This is a genomic window from Nocardia sp. NPDC059154 (genome assembly GCF_042755705.1).
Classification (GTDB): Bacteria; Actinomycetota; Actinomycetes; order Mycobacteriales; family Mycobacteriaceae; genus Nocardia.
This window is the reverse complement of the sequence record NZ_JBHZCS010000013.1, coordinates 139,073-160,606: the sequence shown is the minus strand read 5'-3', so window position 1 is coordinate 160,606 and position 21,534 is coordinate 139,073. Positions and strand designations below refer to the sequence as shown.

The following is a 21,534-nucleotide window of genomic DNA, read 5'->3' as shown; positions in this document are numbered from 1 at the left end:
GATCACGCCATACCGCAACAGCTTTCGCCACCGATCGGCACAACCCGCAGGTCGGCATAATCATGTTTGTGCCGACATCGGCACAACCACGACCTCCGCCACACCTACATCACGGCATCGCTGATGGCCGGAGTAAGCCCGAAGGTGGTCAGCCAACGCGCGGGTCACGCGGACGTGGCCTTCACTATGAAGACCTACCAGCACGTCTTGCCCGGCATAGACGAAGCCGCCGCCGACCGCGCCGCCAGCTACATGCTGGGACGCCGCGAAATCCCTGCGACGGCGCAACATCCATGAAACTGAGTTGGCTAATGATGCCAAACATGATGCCAAACCAACGCGAAAACGGCCCGGAACCAATTGGTTCCGGGCCGTTTCCCCTAGTAGCGGGGACAGGATTTGAACCTGCGACCTCTGGGTTATGAGCCAACAAGGACCCGTCCCACGCGGTCCCTCTGCGTTCCGGGGAATCCATTCTGTGCTGGTCAGCGGGGTTTCGTTCGTCCGCGCTGTCCGCGTCATATCACCCGGCCCGCTGGATTTCACTGCGTCCGGTTGCCAAATCCGTTGCCAATGTCGGCGAATAACCCGGACATTGCTACGGGGAGGGCGTACGTGGGCGCACACTGCGGCGCACCCATCAGACGAAGCCCGTAACGAAGGATGCAGAGTCAGTCAGCCGTGTGGCGGTGTCGACGCGGCGCATTAGACATGCGCCAATCGTGGCCCCAGAGCGCGACTTTGCAAGTCTCGTATCGCGCATACTCCATCAAAGCCCTTAATGATCCTCCCTTACGGCTGTTTTCGTTCCCCCGCCGTGTTGCGTGACACGAGGACGGCCGCGGACCTTAACTGTTCCTGTAGTGAAGGCCTCATCGGTCGCCTTACTTGACCAAACGTACGCCTCGCCGGGACGCAGATGTGCCATCCTGTCCGGCGTCAGACCCGCCAACGCGGCGTTAGCTTTCTGAATGTGTTTTAGCCAGGCTGGCGAGTTGAACTTGTGGAGGATGATCTGACTGGACAGCTCGATCAGGGACACAGGCACAGAGGGCGGGTCCTGGCTGGCGACCAGCACACTGGTGCCTTTGTGCCGCATCTCCCGGACAACTTCGACGAGGCCGGCGACCAGATCGGGACTCTCGATGTACTTGTGGGCCTCGTCGAACACGACGAGCTTGTTGAAGGCCGACCCATCGTGCTTCGCGGCGGCGAACAGTTGGAGCAGGACCACGAATAGACCTAGCGCCTCGTCCTTCTCGATGAACTCGTCGCGAAGGTCGACGATAACGAGGCGACCGGGATGGATGAGCTCGCTGAGGCGGACGTCATCGTCTATATAGGTCGCCGCCAGGTCAAGGCGCAGCCGTGCCAAGTCTTTCAGGTGGTCAGGCATGGTCGATGAATCGACTCCCTGGCGCAAGCTGGCGAGCGTGAGATTGCTGCGAAGTCGCTTCATGATCTGGTTGAGCTGGCGCATGTAAGTGGCCTGGTTACCGACCGCGCCCATGAGGAAGCGCCAATGACTGGCTTGCAATTCTGCCGCGGCGAACTTCAAGGGATGGACTTCGATGCCAGGGTACTCCTGACGCCGCTCGTCGAGCTTGTCCGCCGGGACGAGCAGCAGCACGTCGGTCAGCGCTTTCGGCTCGGCACCGTAACGCTCCTTCAGCGTCTTGATCTGCTCCTGGTCCGTGTTGGGCGCAACCATAGAGGTGAACTCGGGCTTGTACTCCATCGTTGGGCTGTAATGGAAGATCACCGTGGCTAGAGGTTGGGGAAGACGGTTGATGTTCGGGATCGATGTCGAGGCCATTTCGGCGATCGTGCCCAGCGTGTAGGACTTTCCCCCGCCTTGGACGCCGAAGAGGCTGATGGTGTGTGTCTGGTTCAGATCGACAGCAACAGTACGACCAGAGGATTCGCCCAGGATCCCATACTGCGGTGAATCGTCACTGACCCCGATTATCACATCAGGCTTTGAGGTGGTACGGGACCCGGTCTGCCGCCCGGCCCGCTCGGGTGAACGCGCAACCTCCGAAGCGTCCGACTTTGCATGCACAGGGATCTCAGCTTCTGGCTCGTGATTGGGGTTTTCTGTCGCTGCTGTGTTTGCCTCATCCGCGGGTCGCGGATCGTCTGTGCGCTTGTTGTCGTCAACATCCAGTAGAGCGCCGTCTCCGGCGTTGGTGTCACCATTTTCAGCACTAGCGACCGTCGCTCGCATGCTCGGGAGGGCCGAGTCCTCCTCGCCTAGGGTCTGCCGAGTGCGGAGTTCGTCCCATGAGACTGAGCGGTCCCGCTCTCGTCCGAGGAACGCCGCCTCGTCCAGCGTCGGGACGGACGGGGCAAGTTCACGTCGGCGGCCGATTCGGGCCTGGCCGCGAGCAGGAGCAGCCACACCACCCTCGGCAGTGGATATCCCATCGACTTCGGCGGTCGGCGCGGGGGCCGCGGCGTCGATCAGTTGTTGGATGAGATCCACGCCGATTCGGTGAAACTCGATGTCCGACTCATGCTCGGCAGGCTCCGTCCCAGGCTTGTCGAAGTCGAAGATCAATGCTGCTCGGGTGAAGTTCAGCCGATATCCGTTATCCAGCGTTCGAAGGAAGAAACGCGCCTCCTCGACTGCGGCCTCGGCCATAGACCCATACCGAACCGCGCGGTCGAGGTAGAACTCGAGCAGTAGGGCAAGCTCCCGAGTCTTGACCGGCCGATCGGGCCGGTCGGTCGGCCATCGATCGGGATCGAAGTGGTGGCTGAGCACGTTCTCGCTCTGTGTGATCTGCTCGACAATGCCGTCCTTGAGCTGGTTGTACGCGCCGAGGTCTCCAACTTGGCGGTAGCACTTCACCTCTACCAAGCGGCAAGTGATCGTACGAGCACCAGCATCCAGGTCGAACAGCGCAAGGTCGGTGCGGCGGAGAGTGACCTCCTCGTCAAGTTCATCGGCGTTACGTTTGAGCGCGTTGTACAGGTCCAGGTGAGCATCGAGGGGCACAACAACCTGATTGCTAAACACCCCCTGGTGTTCCAGATACATGCGGGAGAGCGCGAGGCCTAGAGCCTCGGCGCGTTGTGTGGGCGACGAGATTAGCTTGAGTGCCAAGCGCCCGGACAACGACCGCAGCTGATCGAGAATCGCGACCGCGTGCCGCCCATCTGCTTTGAGCTGGTGTTGCTCAAGTGCGGGCTTGAGCATGGCCTCAAGTTCGGTGACCGAGCGGGAGGTGATAACCAGTCGATGTCCTCCACCTTCTATAGCCGGGGAATGATCGATAAGGTAATCGGGCCTTCCGGCTACTCCACCGTGGTCGAAGAACTCAATTCCCATATTTCGGTCGAGCGTAAGAACCCAGTCGCTGACCTCGTGGACTTGATACAGGAGACCGCGGTCCTCGGCTCCTAGCGCGAGTGTGACCAAAGGCCGCAGCGACAAACCCGTCTGCCCGGTGGAAACAGTGGCGATTGCGCTGGACAGCAACGAGGGGAGAGTTGAAAGCAGGTCGGTCAACTCCTCCGCGCCCTCCAACGGAGCCGCGAGGCCATGCCTAGGCTGCCGGGTCCACGCAACTGCCGATTCGTCCTCCCGGTAGTCGACTTGGAAGTCCTGTACCAGGCCGTGGATCGGCGCCACGGCCTCCTCGCGCAAAGCCCGAACAGCGCCGACCTCTTCTGCTGGGAACAGGTCGAACAGCATGGAAAGGTGTGCTGGGTAGGCGTCTGGAGAGCTCCGGAACTCAGAGAGGTGGTGGACGGCCAGCGCCAGCTTTGGGCGAAGGTGTGTCTCGGTGGGAGTAGAGAACGCATCGGCCTCGCTCGCTGTCACCTCCGCTGCCTGGGAAAGAAGGTCGCCGAGTGCGTCACCAATGCCAGACGCGCCCGGGTCGGATGTGAACAGTCGGATGTCGTACCGGACGCCGGCGAAGGTCTCCTGCTTCTGCAGGCTAAGCAGCATGTCCGCAAGGATGCGTGCATGTCCAGCGTTAAACGCATTGACTACAAGTGTCCGCACGTAGGGATGCTGGACGAGGTATCGCTCGACCCGGGACGCTACATAAGCGCCGTCGATGGATGCGCCGCCGAGAGCGAACCCAGGCAATGAGAGCGCGTCACAAACCTCACCGATGAGACTTTGCGGCTCTTCCTCATGTGACGGCGCATACAACGTCCAGAACGGGTGCAAGTTGTCGACTGCAGTGAGGATCCGACCGTGCGCCGTCGGCAGAACCGGCGGAAAGCTAACCGGAGTGAGGGAACGTAGGAGCGCGTCTCGAGTCGGCACGACAAACTCCCGCGGCGCCGACTTCGAGTGCTGGAGCCATCGATGCGCCAACTCCGCCCAAGAGACGAGCCAGAGTGCGCGAAGTGGATGCGTAGGTGCCACGATCGCTGCGTCGCGCCGACGGCCCCGATGGTCCTGAACCGCCAGTGTGACAGTGTCGATCGTCAGAACATTGCGCAGGTCCGCGAGCGCCAGCTGAGCTGTCTCAGCCCCACCCGTTTCGGCGCGGCGAAGCAAGTCCTGGACAAGACTTCGATAGGCATCGGCGTACTCGACGATGAACGATTGGAGTGCACGCAGATCGGCAGCCTGCGTGATAAGTTCTTTTGTTCCGGCTCGGATTGCGTCGAAATACCTGCCTCGAGCGGCAAGAAATCGGACGACGGCCTCTCCATCCGGCCAGCGGGCGACCTGCCCTGTGGCCTGTCCGGCGTGAGCAGGGCCGATCGGGAGATGCCAACTGATAGGTCCGTCGGCGGCTGCCAGAATTCTCTGCTCTAGAACCTTTAGAGGCTGACTGATTGGCACGTTTATCGTGCCGTCACGGCCAAACTTGACCTCAAGCATCTCACTGCCAGCAGCTCGCGCCGTCTGGCTCCGCTCGGCCCACGCCACCGATACTACGGCCACGCCATCTGGATCTCGGCTATCGAGAAGCGCAGAGAACTGAAGACGTGTTTGTGCATGGACCAGGCTCTCTTCGCGTTGAAGCGCACGCTGAGGCAGCTCGTAATCTGTTGCCTGACCATCAGGGAGAACGTAGAACAGGTCGCTTTCGTTGGGACGCGGGACAAATTCGCTTCCACGTGCGGCCCACGGCAAAGGGTTGCCGTGGGTGTCTTCGAGGGGAATAAGGTCGCCGTCTGCAGTCTTCGCCAGCACGCGAATAAAGTGCCATCCCTCTTCCCAGGCGACTTTGTTGACTTTCGTAAAACTGACAGTCGCGTCAGCGCGGTTCGTGGTCCACGTTCGCTTGCTTCGGGCAAAGCCGACCGGTCCGTGCTCTTTGGATATGACTTGAACGGAAAACGCCGCGAGGTTTCGAACTTTCGTGGGCACTGGATCGACACGGAAGGTCACGTTGAACTTTCCGACCCCATTCTTGCCGATTGGCAAGACACGCTGACCGGCAAGCTGGCGCAGCCGCTCGTCAGACTCCTCGTCGCCCACCACGGGCAGGTTTGTCTCGACGTCAGCGACGCAAATAGCGTCTGGCGCCTCGCCGCCGTCCTCGAACTCCCACTTGTTGAATGCCAGGCTCCAGAGACTCCTGTCCAGAACGATGCGCCTAGTCCAGGCGCGAGGATCGTCGAGCCCGACTTCGGCCGCAAAGATTCCGAGCTGGAGTCGAAAAGCTCGATTGGCGAGGCCGAGGTCGTGCACGCGTCCACGTTCAGACTTGCTCGACCATGTGAGCGTTTGTACACACTCCCGATTACGAGCGACACGATCGGGGGTTTTCTCCGGTCGTGCGAACAGCTCGAAGTCTGGTATCAGAGCAAGCTCGTATAGCGCCGCCCCGACGGCTTCTGGGTCGTTGCCGTTAACTGCGGCTGTCAGTAAGAACCGCGCAACCGCCACCGGATCGGCAAACGGCCAGGGCCGGTGGCTGTCGGTGAGCCGAGCCAACGCCTCTGCCACCGCCCCCCGGATCGGAGTTGGCATGTCCTGGAGCAGCTTTGTACGAACCTTCCCATAGATGTCGCCAAGCTGTACCTGTTCAAACGTTGCCGCGCCGAAGGAGTCTTCAGCAGCTGCACGCACATCACTAGGTGTGAACACAAGCAAAGGCGGCCGTTGCTCTCCGTTCGGCAGAGGGTTCCGCAACTCGACGAGCTTGGTACTGGTCACCGTAAGGCTTGAAGGCGTGGCCGGATTACGACCGTCGCCGAGGATCACGACTTCCGCATTCGGCACCTCGGCGCGAAGCCGCCCACATAGGCGGGCCATGAGGTCGGTGTCCAGATCGGTGACTCGCATACAGTGGCCTTCACCGCGTGACCGGAGCAAGTCCCGGAGACTGGGGTACAGGATGCTTTCCAGTGCATCGGACAGGTCGTAGGGCTGGAGTTCTCGAAAGCCCTGGCTCATGCCTTACCGCCTTCATCCATGGCATCCGCCACGGCGCCAATTGCGTCGATCTGATAGCGCGGGGTCACTGTCTGCGTGACGTATGCATCAGACAGGTCGCGATAAAACCCCACTTCTCGGAGCCGGGAGACAAACGCGTCACGGTTCGCACGAAGGGCCCGTCGGTCGGTTATGGACGGTGTACCAAACCCGTCGCCAGGCGGCAGCCGGTCAACGTACAACCCGTAACGCTCACACAGGAATGTCAACACTCCATCGACTCGCAATTCCCCGGTGTGGTAGCCCCTAGTTCCACCCGGCCGGAGCACCGCGAGCTGCAGTAGGACCTCCAACAGGCGGCTGTCGAGCACGAAGCGCATGTTGCCGCCGCCCTTTGCGCGAGGCCCAGCGACCAATGCACCGGGCCGGTTCTTCATCAGCAGCGAGTCCATGCATTGGGCGACATACTTACCGTGGAAGCGGCCGCGCAATGCGACAAGCATCTCGATGTAGGTGTCGAACTCGTTGAGGCCCATCTCAACAACTGCTCGCAACTCGGGGTCAAGATCGGTGTCAGCCGAAGCACTGGAATCCTGGGTAAGACTGTAGACACGCTGGGCGAAGTACACCTCGCGCTCGTTGGTGTGTGTTGGCCCCAACAGCTGCAAGACCTCGCCCACGGAGAAGTCACCGTTCGTAGGTTTCGTCAACTTCCCCCTGCGCACGAGATCGGTTGCGAACTCATCCATTTTGCGCGTGATGAAGTACGCCTTCACAAACGACGGGATGCGTCGGTAGTGAGCGTCAGCGCTTCGCTCAGCGAGCGCAGCCGTCGGCGTCCCAGGCCTACTGGCCACGTCCACGAGTAGCCCGGGCCGATGCTGGCAGTCGCCGTGTGGGTCGTCCATGCTCTTTGGGCTCATCGGGCATTCCGCACAGGTCGGGTCGACCCCCTTGCGGCGAACCAGCGAAGGCAACAGCTTGAACAGACGCAAGTGGTATAGCGCGAGGTGGAAGGACAGCAAGACCTTCAAATACTCCACCATTACGGAGCGGGGGATGAATCCTTGGTAGCACAGAAGGCGCATCACATCTTCGGCCAACAGGTCGGCGGAACCGACGCACAATGGCGGGAAACTCTCCCTTGGAACACGCGTGTCAGCGGTATCACTGACCTGATCGACCAGGCGCAGCAGGGCTTGGGTCTCCACATCAAGGGTGGCACCGTTGTCGGGAAGCCCAGTGACTTTGTCGTGCCCCTGGAAAAAGAAGTAGTGAAGGTGCTCGATGGCTTTCTGCCCGGCACCACCGCGCGCATGGTAGAGCATCTCGTATAGGTGCTGCGCTCCGCCGTAAGAACGCGACTGCTTGTTGCGGAACCGATAGGTGAACCCGTGCAAGGGCCGCGGCGAGGCAATGGCTTGATCCGGCTTGCCCCGGTTCACCATGTCCATTAGGTCGGTCTCGATCCAACGTGCCAGGATGTCCCGGTGCGACTGAAACCCGGAAAACCACTCCGGATGTTCGAGGAATTCCTCGACGAAGGCCTCAGTGGTCACGTCAAAGTTACGTCCCAGTCGACTGGGATACCCGTTGTGAGCGAGACGAGCGAACAACGCCGTCAGCACGCGATCCATATCGAGCTGCTTGAGTTCAAGGTAGCTAATCTTGCGTAGGCGGAACTCCCGATCCCGTTTCGAGAGTGCCATCAGATTGCCTTCCGCGGGGTCTGCACCGTGGCCACATCGGTCATCTCCAGGCGGCCGTCCTGATGTCGAGTGATCTTGTAGAAGTCATGGCCTGTTGTAGTGAGCAACACCTCCTGGTACGGCTCCGAACCCAGCAGATTCTTGAAAACTGTGAGGTCCAGGTAATAGCCCTGTTGCTCCTCCAAGCTAGGTCGGTAACCTTGGTTGAGACGCTCAAGCATCTCGAATATGTCCAGGTTCATCCGCAGCTCCGCCCTGTTTCGACCTGGGCCCTCATAACGCAACACCAGCCCCGTCGGCATGTGCTCAACGAACCGAGCACGTCTGGACTCGTCGTCGACGGCGAGGAAGAATCGATCAGCCGGGAACATGCGATAGCTCCGCACCGTGCCGCGTTCAACCTGGCGCACCTGGAGCGCCAAATCCCCACCGAATCTGTCGGGATCACTCAGCCCCTCGCCGCGGTTGATGGCGCGCAACACCAGGGGCAAGGCTTCGTTAATAACGGCCTCGCCATTGACGAGTGCGATCATCCGGCCTGCCGAGCGGTAGGGAAGCATCTGCCGCCATCCACCGTCGCGGCGCTCGAAGTACGCTCGACGGCGTGCCGTCGCCACGTACCGCTGGTGGGCGCGCGCGCGGTGGCCGACAGGCCGTCCCGCGTACTCGCGGGGTAGGTCATCGAACAGTCGGCGAAGAACGTCACGATCGTAGCCACCACGCCTGTCGAAGCGAAACAGCGTCGGATCGGCAGTTGGTGAGACGAAGTCGAGCCAACGGTCATGCCGGGGGTCGTCAGTTTGTCCCATGTCGACGCCTTTCAGCAGCGTCAACAGGCGATCGGCTGTTGCGCTGTCCCCACCCATCCAACTGTTGAAGTAGAAACCCTGGAGAATCGCTTCCCGGTCACCCACTCGGTACAGCTCATGGATCTCCTGGCACTCCCGGCCTCCGGTGAGCATGTACGCCAACCCCGACCGTAGGTCCCGGAGCGTAATGTGCAAACGCCCGCGCAGATGCGTCAATACGTATGCGGTCTTGAGTCGTTCGAGGACCTTCGGTCCAGCGACCTCGTCTTGGAAGGTCTGCGCGTTGTGGTAGGCATAGCAGCGGTCGCGCAAATCGCAGCCAGCACACGGTTCCCACAAACTGTCCTGGGTAAGGCTCCGCAAAGTACGGGCGAAAATAGAATCGTCGTCGCCCAGCCGCCGTTCGGTCTCGATATCCTTCGTGTCCCGTACAACGCTGCGGAGATTCAGGTTGACTACAGCCACACCATGCTCAGGAACACCGGTGACAAGCCCTTGGCGCACGATGCGATCGAGCGCCGGGAAACGGGCCGATTCCGAGGCCAGGAAGTCGACCAGACGCCCCTCGTTGATCGCGATTAGCCGGGTCTCCCCAGCTGTCCAGGCACTGAGATCAGTCCCGGCGAAGACACCGAAAAACTCACGCAACACATCGTCGCTGGCGTCGTTGCCCTCGTCCTGACTCCCGTCGTAGTTGGTCAAGAACGTGCGGCCGTGCAGCGTGAAGCGGCGCCCGTTGATTCTGGGCTCATCGAAATCCGCCCCCTCATCTTCGGCACGCTTCTCAAGGTGTTGGAGAAAGGCCGTCTTCCCGTCGCCGGCATTGCCAGTCATCACCACCAGCCGAAATTCGCCGCTCAGCACCGCGGGCTCAAGGTCTCGGTCAAGCGCGGTCTCGACATACGTCTGCTCACCAAACGCGTCTAATCCACGAGTGCCGGCGTTGCTGTGCTTGCTCTGGCTGTACAACGTCAGCAGGCGCGTGACGTAGGGGTTGGTGTTTGGCTGAACGGATCCGCCTACGCCCAGGTCGCCACTTGTCCAGGCAGTAGAGCCTGCATCACTGTGATCGTCCTGCGGGCGCTGCCTGCGCGCCTGCTTGATGGTTGTCAGCGCCACCTGCAATTCGGCCGTCGAGGCGAAGCGGTCGCCGCGCTTGGGCGCAATCGCTTTCAGAATCACGCTCACCAGCTCCGGCGCAAGGTCAGCCAGGCCCGACAGCTCGCTCGGATCGACGGCCGGTGTACCTGGCGGTGGCGCGCTGGCATCCCACGGGTAGCGACCCGTCACCGCCTCGTAGAGAGTGATGCCCAAGGCGTAAAGGTCACGGTCGGCGAGGTCGCCCGGCTGAGGCACCGCCGACAGGTCGATGTCGGGGGGTAGGTAGCGCCGCGATCCCCCACCATGACCGTCATCTGCGGAGGCGAGTACCGACACGTTGAAGTCGATAATCCGCACGCCGCGGTCGGTCCACAGCAAATTCTTGGGCTTGATGTCACAGTGGTAGGCCCCGTGCCGATGCAGATGTGCGAGACCTTCAGCGGTCTGTTTGGCAAGGTCGAGGGCATCCTCAGCAGAAAAGAGCCTTTCGGCGACCATGTCACCGACGTTCTGGCCCTCGACGTACTCGAATACGATGAACGGTGGCGGGTGTCCGGTGGCGGAGAACTGAGCATCGAATACACGGACAACATTCGGGTGCTCAGGCACCCGTAGCAGCACGCGGTACTCCTTCTTCAGCCGATCAAGAGTGGAGTGCCGGTCCTTGATAATCAGTTTCACCGCACGAGGCACGTCACCGAGAGTGTCAATAACCTTGTACACCACGCCAAACGCACCAGCACCAATCCGCTTCTCAACCAGGAACTTGGACGCCAACAGTGTTCCAGGCGTCAGACGGCTGTAATCGGTCGCCGTTGCTGGCTCAGTCTCAGGCAGCATTGGTGCAGGGGGCGAGACTGGTTTGTCAGACGAATCGGCACCTCCCGAAGCGAGCATGATAGCCAGCTCGGCGACAGCTTGCCTCGCGGTGAGCCGATTATCCGGATCGAAGGCACACAGGTTCTGCAGCCATTCGTCGAAGCCCTCGGGCAGCTCGCCGCGCACCAGCGACGGTTTGACTGGAAAGACCCCGCTCTGATCGAAAACCTCGGTCGGGCCAGCGAACGGCTTCTCGCCCGTGAACAACTCATACAGCACCAGCCCTGCACTGAAAATGTCCGAGGCCGGACTGGCGTTGGCTGGCTCGCGAAATGCTTCTGGTGCTTGGTACTCCGCCTCCAGCTCATCGACAATCTCCGCAGCAATGCTCCTTGAGCGATCGATCCCCGCCCGAGCGAAGTCAAATCCGACAATGCGTACGTGGCCATCGGTGCCCAGAAGCACCGTGCTGGGAGTGACGTTCCGATGGACAACCTGGTGCTCATGTGCGTGTCCCAGCGCGTGCAGCAATTCATCGGCGATACGCAACTTCTGATCCAAGGTAAGGGCCAGATTGGCTTTGTCGATATGCAAACGGAGAGCGGGCCCCTGTATGTCTTCGGTAACGAGGACATAGCTGTCCTCGTGCTCGCTCGCAAAGAAATCACGCACCCCGATAATGGCGGGGTGACCAGGCATGTGGTTCAGTGCATTGTAGGCATTGGCAATACGGCCGCGCTGCTGAGCACGCTCACCAGGCGGAAGATACGGATCGGCCGTGTATACGCGCAAAAGCACGTGTCCTGAGCGTTTACCCGCGTACCCGTTATAGGCACGGTACTCGATGTAGGAGTCCGTGCCGCCCAGGCGCTCTTCGATCTCCCAGCTATTGAACCGCAGGGGCCCACTACGTGGTCGCGCAGCGCCCTGGAGCCCCTTGAGTACCATGTTGTGCATGGCCCGGATGTTCTTACTGTATTTGTTCGGAATTCGGCCAGAATTCTGGAAGAATGCCGCTGACTTCGCAAGGGTAGTGACGTTCGGTGCATCACGGCCACCCGGATCCTGCAGCACTGCGTCGGGTGCCGCCAGCACGATTGCAGCGTCGACGTAAACGCCCTCCAGGTCACGCCGGTTGAGCTGGCTACCAGCAATAATCCCCTTGAGGCTTCTTGCGTGCGCGCGCAGCTTAATCAATGGCGATGTGTACGGCTGTCGACGTTCCGGGTACCACTTGGACCCATAGACATCAACCAAGCCGCGTGTACCCTTGACGTCAACCAAGTACACCGCATGTGGCGCTACGATCGCCACGTCAACCTCGAACGCCTCGCCGTCACGATGGATCTCAAAGTTGTGCAGCACTAGGTAGTCGTCCGGCAGGTGATCCCGCAAATGCGCGATTGTTCGCCGCTCCGCTTCGTTGGCTGGCTCGCCGATTGGGATCACCTTAGCCATCAGCTGGCATCCTCGATTACTCGTTCAACAATAGCGCGTGCCTCATTCTCGTCGACGCATGCCTGGTCACGAAGTGTCTGAGCTTGCGTGACCAACTCCCCGATCTCACGCCGAACTTCGATGCTCGGCCAGGGAATTCTGATGTTGCGTACCCGATTAACATCTATGTGAGGAATGCTCGACCCTGCCGATTCCCGAGCTATCAGCCGAACACCCTCAGACGTAGACAGAAGCGCAAAGACATAGCCAGTATCCAAATCGTCGTTCGTAGTTACTCGAACCATGTTGTTAGATACTGCGAATCCATCCAGGTAGGTACCCACTAGGGCACTGCGCCCGATCAGCCCCCCGAGTTGCCCGGCTTCCTGTATGAGGATCGTTCGCTTCGAAACCCTCAGCCGATATTTGTCGGCTATCGGCCGGAGCAGATACTGATCAGAGGTCGGCGAAATCTGAAAGACGTCACCCCCTGTAATGTACGGATATCCAAATTCTGGATCGTCCGCGTAACGACGCTTGAATATTCCAGGAATGAATACCTCTGCCACTTCCCCCAGAGTGCAATGGTCGTCTACATCAGCGTCGTCGAATGCGCGACGAGCCATCATGCATCGTTCGCTGAAGTAATAGGCATCGAGCCGTGATTGAACACGTGAAGCGTTGACGACTCCCCAGACCGAATGCGTATTAGCCGCTCCCGATGGGAACAGACTACGAACTTTTTCCTGCGCTTGCCTCAGCATTGCAGCAGCATTGCTTCGAGACTCCGCAGCCCTCTCAACGAGAGCATGTGCCAGTTGCTCAACTTCGTCGCCAAGCCGCGGAATCGGCAACCTGACAAGATGTTCTCTCTCAATATGAGGTACGAGCGCACCATAGGTTCCCGATTTTGCCAACTCGATACCAATTGGCGACGAGAGGTAGGCGTAAAGATATCCTGAAAGAATCTCGCTGGAGTTGGGAAGTATCTTCACCACATCCTGTGAAGACCAGATCCCCTCCATGTCACTTCGGGTGTAAACCATGCGACCAATGGCGCCCGAGCACGAAATCAAGGTCATTCCATGCTGAATACGAAGTATTCGATATTTTGCAGACTCGGCCATCTTTCGACTAATCAGTGGCAAGGTAGACAAGTCGGCTTGGAGCATGGTGGTGCTTGTTAGAAAGGGGACACCATACCGCTCATCCTCCACGGTGTTCTGCGCGAACCTCATACCGAAAATCGGCGGGCGGTACACTCCTCCATGCGGACCAGCGGTGACCGCTTGAAGTGGTTGGCATCGCAATGACCGAAGGCGTTCGCGCGTCTCAACTACGCCGGACGTATAAGGACCACAGTCAAGGCGACGACCGTCACGGCCCAGCCACGAGCTAGGCACAGTCTTAACTTTCACGCCTCTGCCCCCCTGTGAGGAGCGAGGAAGTCTGCGTACGCTCTGGCGATCACAGGAAGGTCATCGTCAACCATCTTCTCTTTTCGCTTGAGGACACGCAGGACAGATCGGTCCGCCACCCGCACACGCTCACGGTGCACTACCTCTTCGACGATCTCCTCACCATCCGGACTGCGCTTGTACAGCGTGTTGCCGCGCCTGTCGAAGCCGACCTTCTCTGCCACAGCCATAAAGACCGGGTAGTCCGACTGCGAGCCAAGATCCTCAGCCTGCAACTCCTGCTGGGTCTTTTTCTTGAGGAAAAGCAAGCTGGTGAGGATGTTCACGTTGGCCTCGACGATGAATACCTCGACCGGAAGATCGACGCTCGCGAGCACCCAGCAATGCCGCAGGATCCACCATCGGATGTACTCGTCACCCGAGTTCCCGAGAATGCCATTGGGCAGGACGATCCCCATACGCCCGCCGGGCCGCAACCAGTCGTAGCAGCGCTCAATAAATAGAACCTCCGGAGCTACACTGCCTTGCAGCCGACCGGTATTGCGGAAGCTACCATCGTCAGCTCGCTCCCAGATGTGGGCGAGGTCGTAGTTCCTCAGGATATTCGGGTCGGTTATCGGGATATCCGAGCCAAACGGCGGATTCGTCATAACCACATCGATTGTGCCGAGGTCAGCCACGCCGCGAGCTTCAGCGGCGCCCGCGAGATGGCCGGCTGGGAACTCCAGCGAATTCATGTTGAAAAGGCGCGCTTCACCGTTGCTGGCCATCACGATGTTCATCTGGGCGGCGCGCACCAGGAACGGGTCAAAGTCCGCCCCGAACAGGTTGGTCCGCGAGTACGCAATCAAACGATCGCGGATGGACAAGAAGTCGTCCGTTGACTCCTCCCCGATCTCGATCCTCTCCTCCTCATGGAACCGTCGGTCCATGTGCTTGAGCGTGGAGACCAGGAAGCCCCCTGTGCCGCAAGCTGGGTCCAGGACGCGTTCACCCTCCTTGGGATTGAGCATCGCCACGATGAGGTCGATAGCCCCGCGGGGGGTGAAGTACTGTCCTCGGTCACCACGCAGGTTTGTGCCCACCAACTCCTGGTATGCGGCACCCTTGGCGTCGAGGTCGGTTCGGCCGAAGTCGTACTTCGCGAGTTCACCGACCATAAAGGCGAGCGCGCGATCGGAGAGCGTTATCTGCTCATTGCCGCGGAAGATGCTGCCGGTGTACTTTTCCCGGATCTCATCGAACAGAGGCTCGACGCGGGCCCGGATGGCCCGCTGGCCATCGGAGTCGAATTGCTCATCGACCAGTTGCCGGTGCCCGTTGACCTCCTTCTCGAACATGCCAGCCCAGAAGCGCGGTGGCTGGTCGCGCCCACGCCGCTCGTCGTGCATCTTCGCGAAGATGAGGTACAGGAACTGCCAGAACGCAGCGTCCTTGGGCATCCCCTCGTTACCGTGGATGTAGTTGTGGCACCGCCGAAAGGCAGTGAGCAGCATCTCGCGATCAGCGCGTCGGAGCTGGGCATTCGATGCGACAGTCCGCGAACCGATGGTGTCGTCACCCATCGGCCAGTCGCCCAAGGGTCGGAACTTGACATCGAACCGAGTCTCCTCCTTCTCGAAGAAGAAGAACTCAAGACCGTTGGTCCACAAGCCATAACGGCAGTCTTTTGCCTCCGCCATCGCAGCATGTAACAGGCCAAACTCCTTTTTCGCCTGCTCGTGATCCCGCATCTTGTACGCGCCCTTGGTTCCCATCTTGGGTTCCTTGTCGCAGATGACAATTCGCCTCAGGTTCTCGTCGGTCTTCTCAAGCCCAGGAGGAAAGACAGCGATATCGGCCTTCTTGAGCCGCCCGTCGATTCGTATCTTGTAATCAGGAACCATGTCCTCGACCGAGATACCGTACTCGTGGAACAGAGCGCGGGCAATCCTTTGGCGCACTTGCTCTTTGGGGCTATCCTTGACCGGATCACCAGTGATGTAGTCGAGGATCCAACCTTCCTCTAGCGAGGTAACTTCACTGTCTCCCGCCTGGTCGATCTCGTACATCCCGGGGCTATCGCTCACGATTGGCTGTCTCCTCAAGGTCGTCAGATCCACTGGCCGCGCCACCAGCGCGAACCCAGGCGTCAACTTCATCACGCTTGAACTTCCAGAAGCGGCCTACCTTGTACCCCGGCATGTCCTTGGTTGTGACCCAGGAGTACACGGTGTCCTTGCTGACGCCGAGGTAGTCGGCAACCTCGTCCACCGACAGCCATCGATCATCCATGCGCGACCCTCCTGTACTTCGCCTACTCGGCGCGTACTCCCATTAAACACGATCTGACTGGGTTTCGGCATGAGTTACCCCGGTTTAACCGGGTTTAGACCAGATGTACCTGGATACGGCCGGTTAGGTACCGACCTGGTCGTACCGGGCCTGAGCCCAGAACCGTGGAAGTCTTGCCGGTCCGCGATTGGAGCTCCAGGGGCCGCGGCTCGTATCGAGGCCGCTCGTCAGAGGATCGACATGCCGTCGCTGACCCAGCCGTACACACCGACCATTTGCCACGTGGCGCTCGGACCGTTGACAATCTCGCCGACCGCCGCCATCCCGAGCGGGAAGACAGCGCCTCCGGATCGGGAGCACCACAGCGACGCGAACAGAGTCGCCTCGTCGAGTTCCTTCAGAAGTTCAGCGCCGATCGTCCAGGCCGTATCCACCACCAGTTTTTGAAAGAACTCGTTTACGACCTCATCATCCAGTTCTTCAACGTCGTCTTTGGAAGCGACGCCCACCGAAAGATCCTCTGAGAGACCGTATTCCATCCTCAGCCGATCGATCAGCTGAGACCGGTCAATCAGAGGCTCCTCATCAACGACCCCTGCGATCGAGTATCTCCAGTCGTCCACGTGGCCTTCATCGAATGCCTGGGCGAAGAAGGCCTTCGTGATCGCCCACAGTGCTACCGCCCGTATGGCGGCATCAGTGCCCGACCCTTCTTGATCTGGGACAGTAATACCTTCGGGATTCAGAAGACTCCACGCGTACCGAAACCATGCGCGCTCGCCGTAGCTGTCAAACCAAGTCCAGCCTAGTTCGTCGAGAATAGGCTCAACGAACTCGAACGGAGCTGTCGCATCGACCACCTGGATTCCTCCTCCATCGCCTGGTGGATATCCTTACACAGAAGACCGACAGCTTCCTGCGAAGAGAGACCGAAATCCACTGCGGCAGTGTCAGATTCAATGATCCATCAACGACCTGCATGTTATGCAGGTCGCTCGTGAATCGTGCGAGGTACCGCAGCTCCTACCGACCGACAGATCGGGAGTTCGGTACGCCCGGAGGCGTGGAGCGATACCTTCACTGTCAATGCCGAGTTGGTTATCTCCTAAAACCCACTGCCGCGCACGGGGTAGGACACGGCCGAATATCGGCTGGTCACCGCTGGTAGCGTGTACCGGTGCTCTCCAGCCCCGCTACCCCAGACACTCGTGACGCCACCAGTGAGGCGTCGTGGATCGCCCGTACCGCCGATGCCGTGATCGAGCACGCGAAACAGACCGGCGCGACCAAGCTGGTGTGCGCGTCCGGTATCAGCCCCTCTGGTGACATCCACCTGGGCAATCTGCGCGAGGCAATGACTGCGCACCTGGTCGCTGAGGAGCTGCTCGCCCGGGGCCTTGACGCGATTCACCACCACTCGTGGGACGACTACGACCGGTTCCGAAAGGTGCCGGCGGGGGTGCCGAAGCAGTGGGGCGAGCATGTCGGCAAGCCCCTGGCCGCGGTTCCCGATCTAGGCGGAGAGTTCGAGTCATACGCGGTACGGCACATGACGCGGTTCACCGATGCGCTGGAACGCCTGGGTGTCCGTATGCGGGAGGTGCGGCAGTCGGCCGCGTACCCGGCCGGGACCTACAACGCCCAGATTCGTGTGGCGCTTGATCGGCGCGGCGAGGTCTTCGACATTCTGGAGACCTTTCAAACCGAAGGCCGCCATGAGACTTCCGTCGAGGAGCGACGCGGCGCCTACTACCCGTACAAGCCGTATTGCGAAGTGTGCGGGAAAGATTCAACAGAGGTGGCCGGTTGGGACGGCACCATTATCACGTACACGTGCCGGTGCGGACACAGCGGTGGGCACAGCCTCGCTGACGGCAGTCATCCTTCCGGGAAACTGGTCTGGAAGGTGGACTGGCCGATGCGCTGGGCGTTCGAAAGTGTTCAGTTCGAGCCCGCGGGTGAGGACCACCACGCTCCGACCAGCTCGTTCGCGTCCGGTCGAGTCATTATCCGGGCGCTCTACGACGCGGAAGCCCCGTCGACGGCGGTGTACTCGTTCGTTCGGCCCGCTGGAGGCGGCGGCAAGTTGTCGAGCAGCGCCGGGGGCGCGGCGACACCCGACACGATCCTGGAGATTCTCGAACCGCCGATGGTGCGGTGGCTGTACGCGCGCCGTCTGCCTTCTAACGGATTCACCATCGACTTGTCGCCTTCTGCAATTGTCCGGCTCTACGACGAGTGGGACCGCTATAGCGCGAAAGTTGCTGCGGGAGAAGCCTCTCCGGTGGAGACGCATCTGCATGAGTTGTGTGTGCGGACCCACGTCGGTGCGGTCGAGCAGTCGGCTCGACCGGTGTCATTCCGGCTGTTGTCTGCCCTTGTCGATATCACCGCCGGCAATACCGCTCAGATCGCACGCCTGCTTCGTGAACAACTCACTGCCGAGGGCAATGGTCAGGATCTGCCGGAGACTGACGAAGCGCTGCTGGCCGAGCTGGAACCCCGTCTGGGCAACGCGGTCCGATACACCGAGTCCTTGCCCGAAGGCGAACGAACCATCGTCCGAACGGAATTCAATGCCGACGCGTGGAGCGGGCTCGACGCCGCCACCCGTGACGGCGTCGCGATGCTCGTGGACCGGATGGGCGAGAACTGGACGCTTCCCGATCTCACCACCACGGTGTACGCGGTACCGAAGTTGATGGTCGGGTTGCCCGCAGATGCCGAACCGACACCGGAGTTGAAGAAGCAGCAGCGTACCTTCTTCAAGGCGCTCTATCAGCTGCTGGTTTCTCGTGACACGGGGCCGCGACTGCCGACCCTACTGCTGTCGCTTGGCCCGGACCGCGCACGTACTCTGCTCACCCCCAGTTGATGTCGAAGCGGCCGTAGCTAGCGCACCGATGTCTCGACGCCGCGAGTTTGCGGAGCATCGGCGCCGAATCGAGCGGCGGTCGGTGGATCGATTCAGGCTCACATATCTCGTGCAGAGGCGCTGTGGCCCGCGCATAATCCCCTCGTGGGGCAGGCGCTTCGTGAACTCGATCCTCGTTCGTCGGCAGCTGCCGCGTTCGGTGCCGAGCTGCGTGACCGCAGGACCATGTCCCACCAGTCCTTGAGTGAGCTCGGCAAGACGGTACTTGTCAGCGGTGACCTGATCGGAAAGATCGAGAAGGCGCAGCGCCGACCCCATCCGGATCTCGTACGACGGCTCGATGAAGCGCTTGGTGCGCGAGGCGAATTGGTGCGCCTCGCCGCGGATTTCATCGAAACCCCTGGTGATTCGCAGCTTCCGGAGCTGAAATCGTTCACACCGGATGTGGCCGATGAACGGCTACGGAATCTGATCGGACAGGTCCGTAGCGCGGACCACACCATGGCAGCAGATCGACTGGACGAGGTAGTCGGGTAGGCCCGAGCCGCCGAAACCTTCGCGCCGAAAGTTGCAGTCGGCCAACGAGCGACCTTGCTGCGCACAGTGGCCGAAGCGCAGCAGCTAGCGGGCTGGATGATGTTCGATCGCGGCCAAGGCAACAAGGCTGAGTCCCTGTTCACCGACGCGCGGAAATCGGCGGAACGCGCGGGAGCTCTCGATCTCGTCGCGTATATCGGTGGACCCAACGCGGCATTCATGAGTACGTGGACGGGCGAACCCGCCCGGGGCGCAGAGCAGGCTTATGGTGCACTGGCGTGGGCGTATCGCAGCGGCAATCGGCGTCTGGCGGCGTTCGTCGCGACCATCGCCGCGCGGGCACACGCCAGAATGGGCGAAGCCGACCTCTGTCGGCGAATGCTGTCCACGGCAGACTCCGAGCTTGCGTGTCATCAAGCAGAGGAATCGGATCCCGATTGGCTCGCGGTTTTCGATGCGGGGGCGCTGACGGGACATCGCGGATCGTGTCTGCTGGATCTTGGTGACCCCCGCCAGGCGGTAGCGACGCTCGAGGAACAGGAGGGTGCTGGGCCGACCGGGTTTGTCAGGAACAACATCATCTGGCAACTCGAACGCGCCGATGCCAACCTACGGCTTGGCAGGATCGACGATGCCGTTGCCGGGATCGGTCGGACGCTCGATTATGCGGAGCACGGGCCGATCACTCCTCGCGTTGCCCGAGTCTTCCGGTCGGTCGATCGGAAGATCCGAACGACCGACCGCGCCACCTCCAGTCTTGACGACACGCGCGAGCGGCTCCACGACCTCATCGTGGCGATCGGGTGAGTGGGTAAGTCGCCCAACGCAATTCGACTTGCGTCGAGGTTCGCGTCACGACGAGCAACTCACCCTGCAGACGCCCCGCAGAAGCGCGGAAGCGCCCCGGACCCTCAGCCATGAAATGCGTATCGGTAGCTGAGGGATCGGATGCGAGGTGAGCGTGTAGGCCGTCGCGGCACCACCGCAGGACTATCTCGTCCGATTCGGACCACCAGATGCCGAGCAGATCTCGCACGTCTTCCGGGCACGGGGGTGCGGGTTGCCACGCTGGTGTCGGTGGCTCAGCTCGGCCAGCTATCACATCGAGCGCTACCTCGGCGGCGAGGTCGCTGAGCGATATGCCGCGGGTGACGTTGGTGAGTGCGGCGACCACTGTGCGGCTGCGGCGGTCGACGCTCAGGGCCGATTGGAATCCCGGCATTGCCCCGGTGTGCCCGCCGAGAACACGATCTCCGTGCCGGTCGAGGATGAGCCCCAGTCCCCATCCACGTTTCCAGGTCTGGGTGTCGACCATGATCTGCAACGTGTGCATGGCGTCGATGACGGTGGACGGGACGACGGTCGGTTCTCCTCCACACAAGGCGTGTCCCCACTTCAGAAGATCTGCTGGGGTGGACCACATTTGGCCGCCGACCCCGGCAGCGGCCTGGTCCATGACCGGCTCTCGATGAGCGCTGTCGGTGTATGGATCGAGGCGATATCCAAGGACGGCATCGGTCGAGGGGGTCCAGCTGGTCCGGGTCAATTCGAGGGGTTCGAGGAAGGTTCGTTCGATCGCTGCCTCGCACGACTGATCGGTGACCTGCTCGATGATCTGCCCGATGACCGCATACCCGAGATTGGAGTAGTGCCATCGTTGTCCTGGTTCAGCGACGAATTCGACGCGACCGAAGGCATCGAGAAGCTCGCTCTTCGATGGCCCCTGCATGCTCTCCCACATGTCGACTGGGACTTCTCGTTGCAGTCCGCTGCTGTGCGAGAGCAGCATCCGCAGCGGAAGGTGATCGAACGGCGTTCCGGGAAGGTACCGCCCGACCGGGGCGTCGAGATCCAGAGTGCCTCGTCGGCACAGCAGAATCGTGAGGGCAGCGGTGAAGGTCTTGGTAATCGAGCCGATTCGGTAGCGGCTGTCGATGTTGGCCGGCACGAGGTTCTTCAGATCAGCGAACCCCGCCGACGCTTCTGCGAGCAGTACTCCACCTAGTCCGGCGGCGACGGTCAGGCTGGGCAAATGGTTGGCGCTCTGTTCATGTGCGACGCGAGCTGCCAGTTTGGACTGGAAGTCGGTGTCCATGGGCCCCTTTCCGTCACCGACCAGCATCTCACACAGCCGTGATCTGGTGGATGCGGACAGATTCTTTGTCCGCATCGTTGGACTTCCGCGGGAACATCGCCTCGA

The 21,534-nt window shown here is 60.8% G+C and carries 12 protein-coding genes; 4 read left to right on the top strand and 8 right to left on the bottom strand.

The window, feature by feature from the left end; genetic code table 11:
- Positions 1-66: 66 nt before the first annotated feature.
- A complete protein-coding gene (locus tag ACFXN1_RS14510; RefSeq protein ID WP_379463592.1) occupies positions 67-297 on the top strand; it encodes a tyrosine-type recombinase/integrase in 231 nt (76 codons plus the stop codon).
- 481 nt (positions 298-778) lie between these two features.
- Here ACFXN1_RS14510 and ACFXN1_RS14505 read toward each other — a convergent pair whose 3' ends face one another.
- From ACFXN1_RS14505 to ACFXN1_RS14475, 7 genes are all read right to left on the bottom strand, one after another.
- Positions 779-6,376, bottom strand: coding sequence for a hypothetical protein (locus tag ACFXN1_RS14505; protein ID WP_379444670.1), 5,598 nt, complete (start codon positions 6,374-6,376; stop codon positions 779-781).
- Positions 6,373-8,064, bottom strand: a complete 1,692-nt coding sequence (locus ACFXN1_RS14500; RefSeq protein WP_379444669.1) for a hypothetical protein — start codon at positions 8,062-8,064, stop codon at positions 6,373-6,375. Before ACFXN1_RS14500 ends, ACFXN1_RS14505 begins: the two co-directional genes overlap by 4 nt.
- The gene (locus ACFXN1_RS14495; RefSeq protein WP_379444668.1) at positions 8,064-12,251 is read right to left on the bottom strand and encodes a protein kinase; all 4,188 of its coding nucleotides are present in this window, start codon (positions 12,249-12,251) and stop codon (positions 8,064-8,066) included. Before ACFXN1_RS14495 ends, ACFXN1_RS14500 begins: the two co-directional genes overlap by 1 nt.
- Positions 12,251-13,468, bottom strand: a complete 1,218-nt coding sequence (locus tag ACFXN1_RS14490; protein WP_379444666.1) for a restriction endonuclease subunit S — start codon at positions 13,466-13,468, stop codon at positions 12,251-12,253. The genes ACFXN1_RS14495 and ACFXN1_RS14490 overlap by 1 nt, the downstream gene beginning before the upstream one ends.
- Before the next feature lie 176 nt (positions 13,469-13,644).
- Positions 13,645-15,717, bottom strand: coding sequence for a restriction endonuclease subunit M (locus ACFXN1_RS14485; protein WP_379444665.1), 2,073 nt, complete (start codon positions 15,715-15,717; stop codon positions 13,645-13,647).
- Positions 15,707-15,922, bottom strand: coding sequence for a helix-turn-helix domain-containing protein (locus tag ACFXN1_RS14480; protein WP_379444664.1), 216 nt, complete (start codon positions 15,920-15,922; stop codon positions 15,707-15,709). Before ACFXN1_RS14480 ends, ACFXN1_RS14485 begins: the two co-directional genes overlap by 11 nt.
- A gap of 227 nt (positions 15,923-16,149) precedes the next feature.
- Positions 16,150-16,782: a hypothetical protein gene (locus ACFXN1_RS14475; RefSeq protein WP_379444662.1), complete on the bottom strand. Its 633-nt coding sequence runs from the start codon at positions 16,780-16,782 to the stop codon at positions 16,150-16,152.
- 317 nt (positions 16,783-17,099) lie between these two features.
- Here ACFXN1_RS14475 and lysS point away from each other — a divergent pair, with 317 nt between their 5' ends.
- From lysS to ACFXN1_RS14460, 3 genes are all read left to right on the top strand, one after another.
- Positions 17,100-18,797 carry a lysine--tRNA ligase gene (gene lysS / locus ACFXN1_RS14470; RefSeq protein WP_379444661.1) on the top strand — a complete coding sequence of 566 codons (1,698 nt, stop codon included), beginning with the start codon at positions 17,100-17,102 and terminating at the stop codon, positions 18,795-18,797.
- 144 nt (positions 18,798-18,941) lie between these two features.
- Positions 18,942-19,334, top strand: a complete 393-nt coding sequence (locus ACFXN1_RS14465; RefSeq protein ID WP_379444659.1) for a multiprotein-bridging factor 1 family protein — start codon at positions 18,942-18,944, stop codon at positions 19,332-19,334.
- Positions 19,335-19,388: 54 nt separating this feature from the next.
- On the top strand, positions 19,389-20,141 hold the full coding sequence (locus ACFXN1_RS14460) for a hypothetical protein (RefSeq protein WP_379444658.1): 753 nt from the start codon (positions 19,389-19,391) through the stop codon (positions 20,139-20,141).
- Here ACFXN1_RS14460 and ACFXN1_RS14455 read toward each other — a convergent pair.
- Complete coding sequence (locus ACFXN1_RS14455; RefSeq protein WP_379444657.1) at positions 20,122-21,504, bottom strand: serine hydrolase domain-containing protein; 1,383 nt, start codon at positions 21,502-21,504, stop codon at positions 20,122-20,124. The two genes, ACFXN1_RS14460 and ACFXN1_RS14455, sit on opposite strands and share 20 nt — an antisense overlap.
- Positions 21,505-21,534 lie beyond the last annotated feature (30 nt).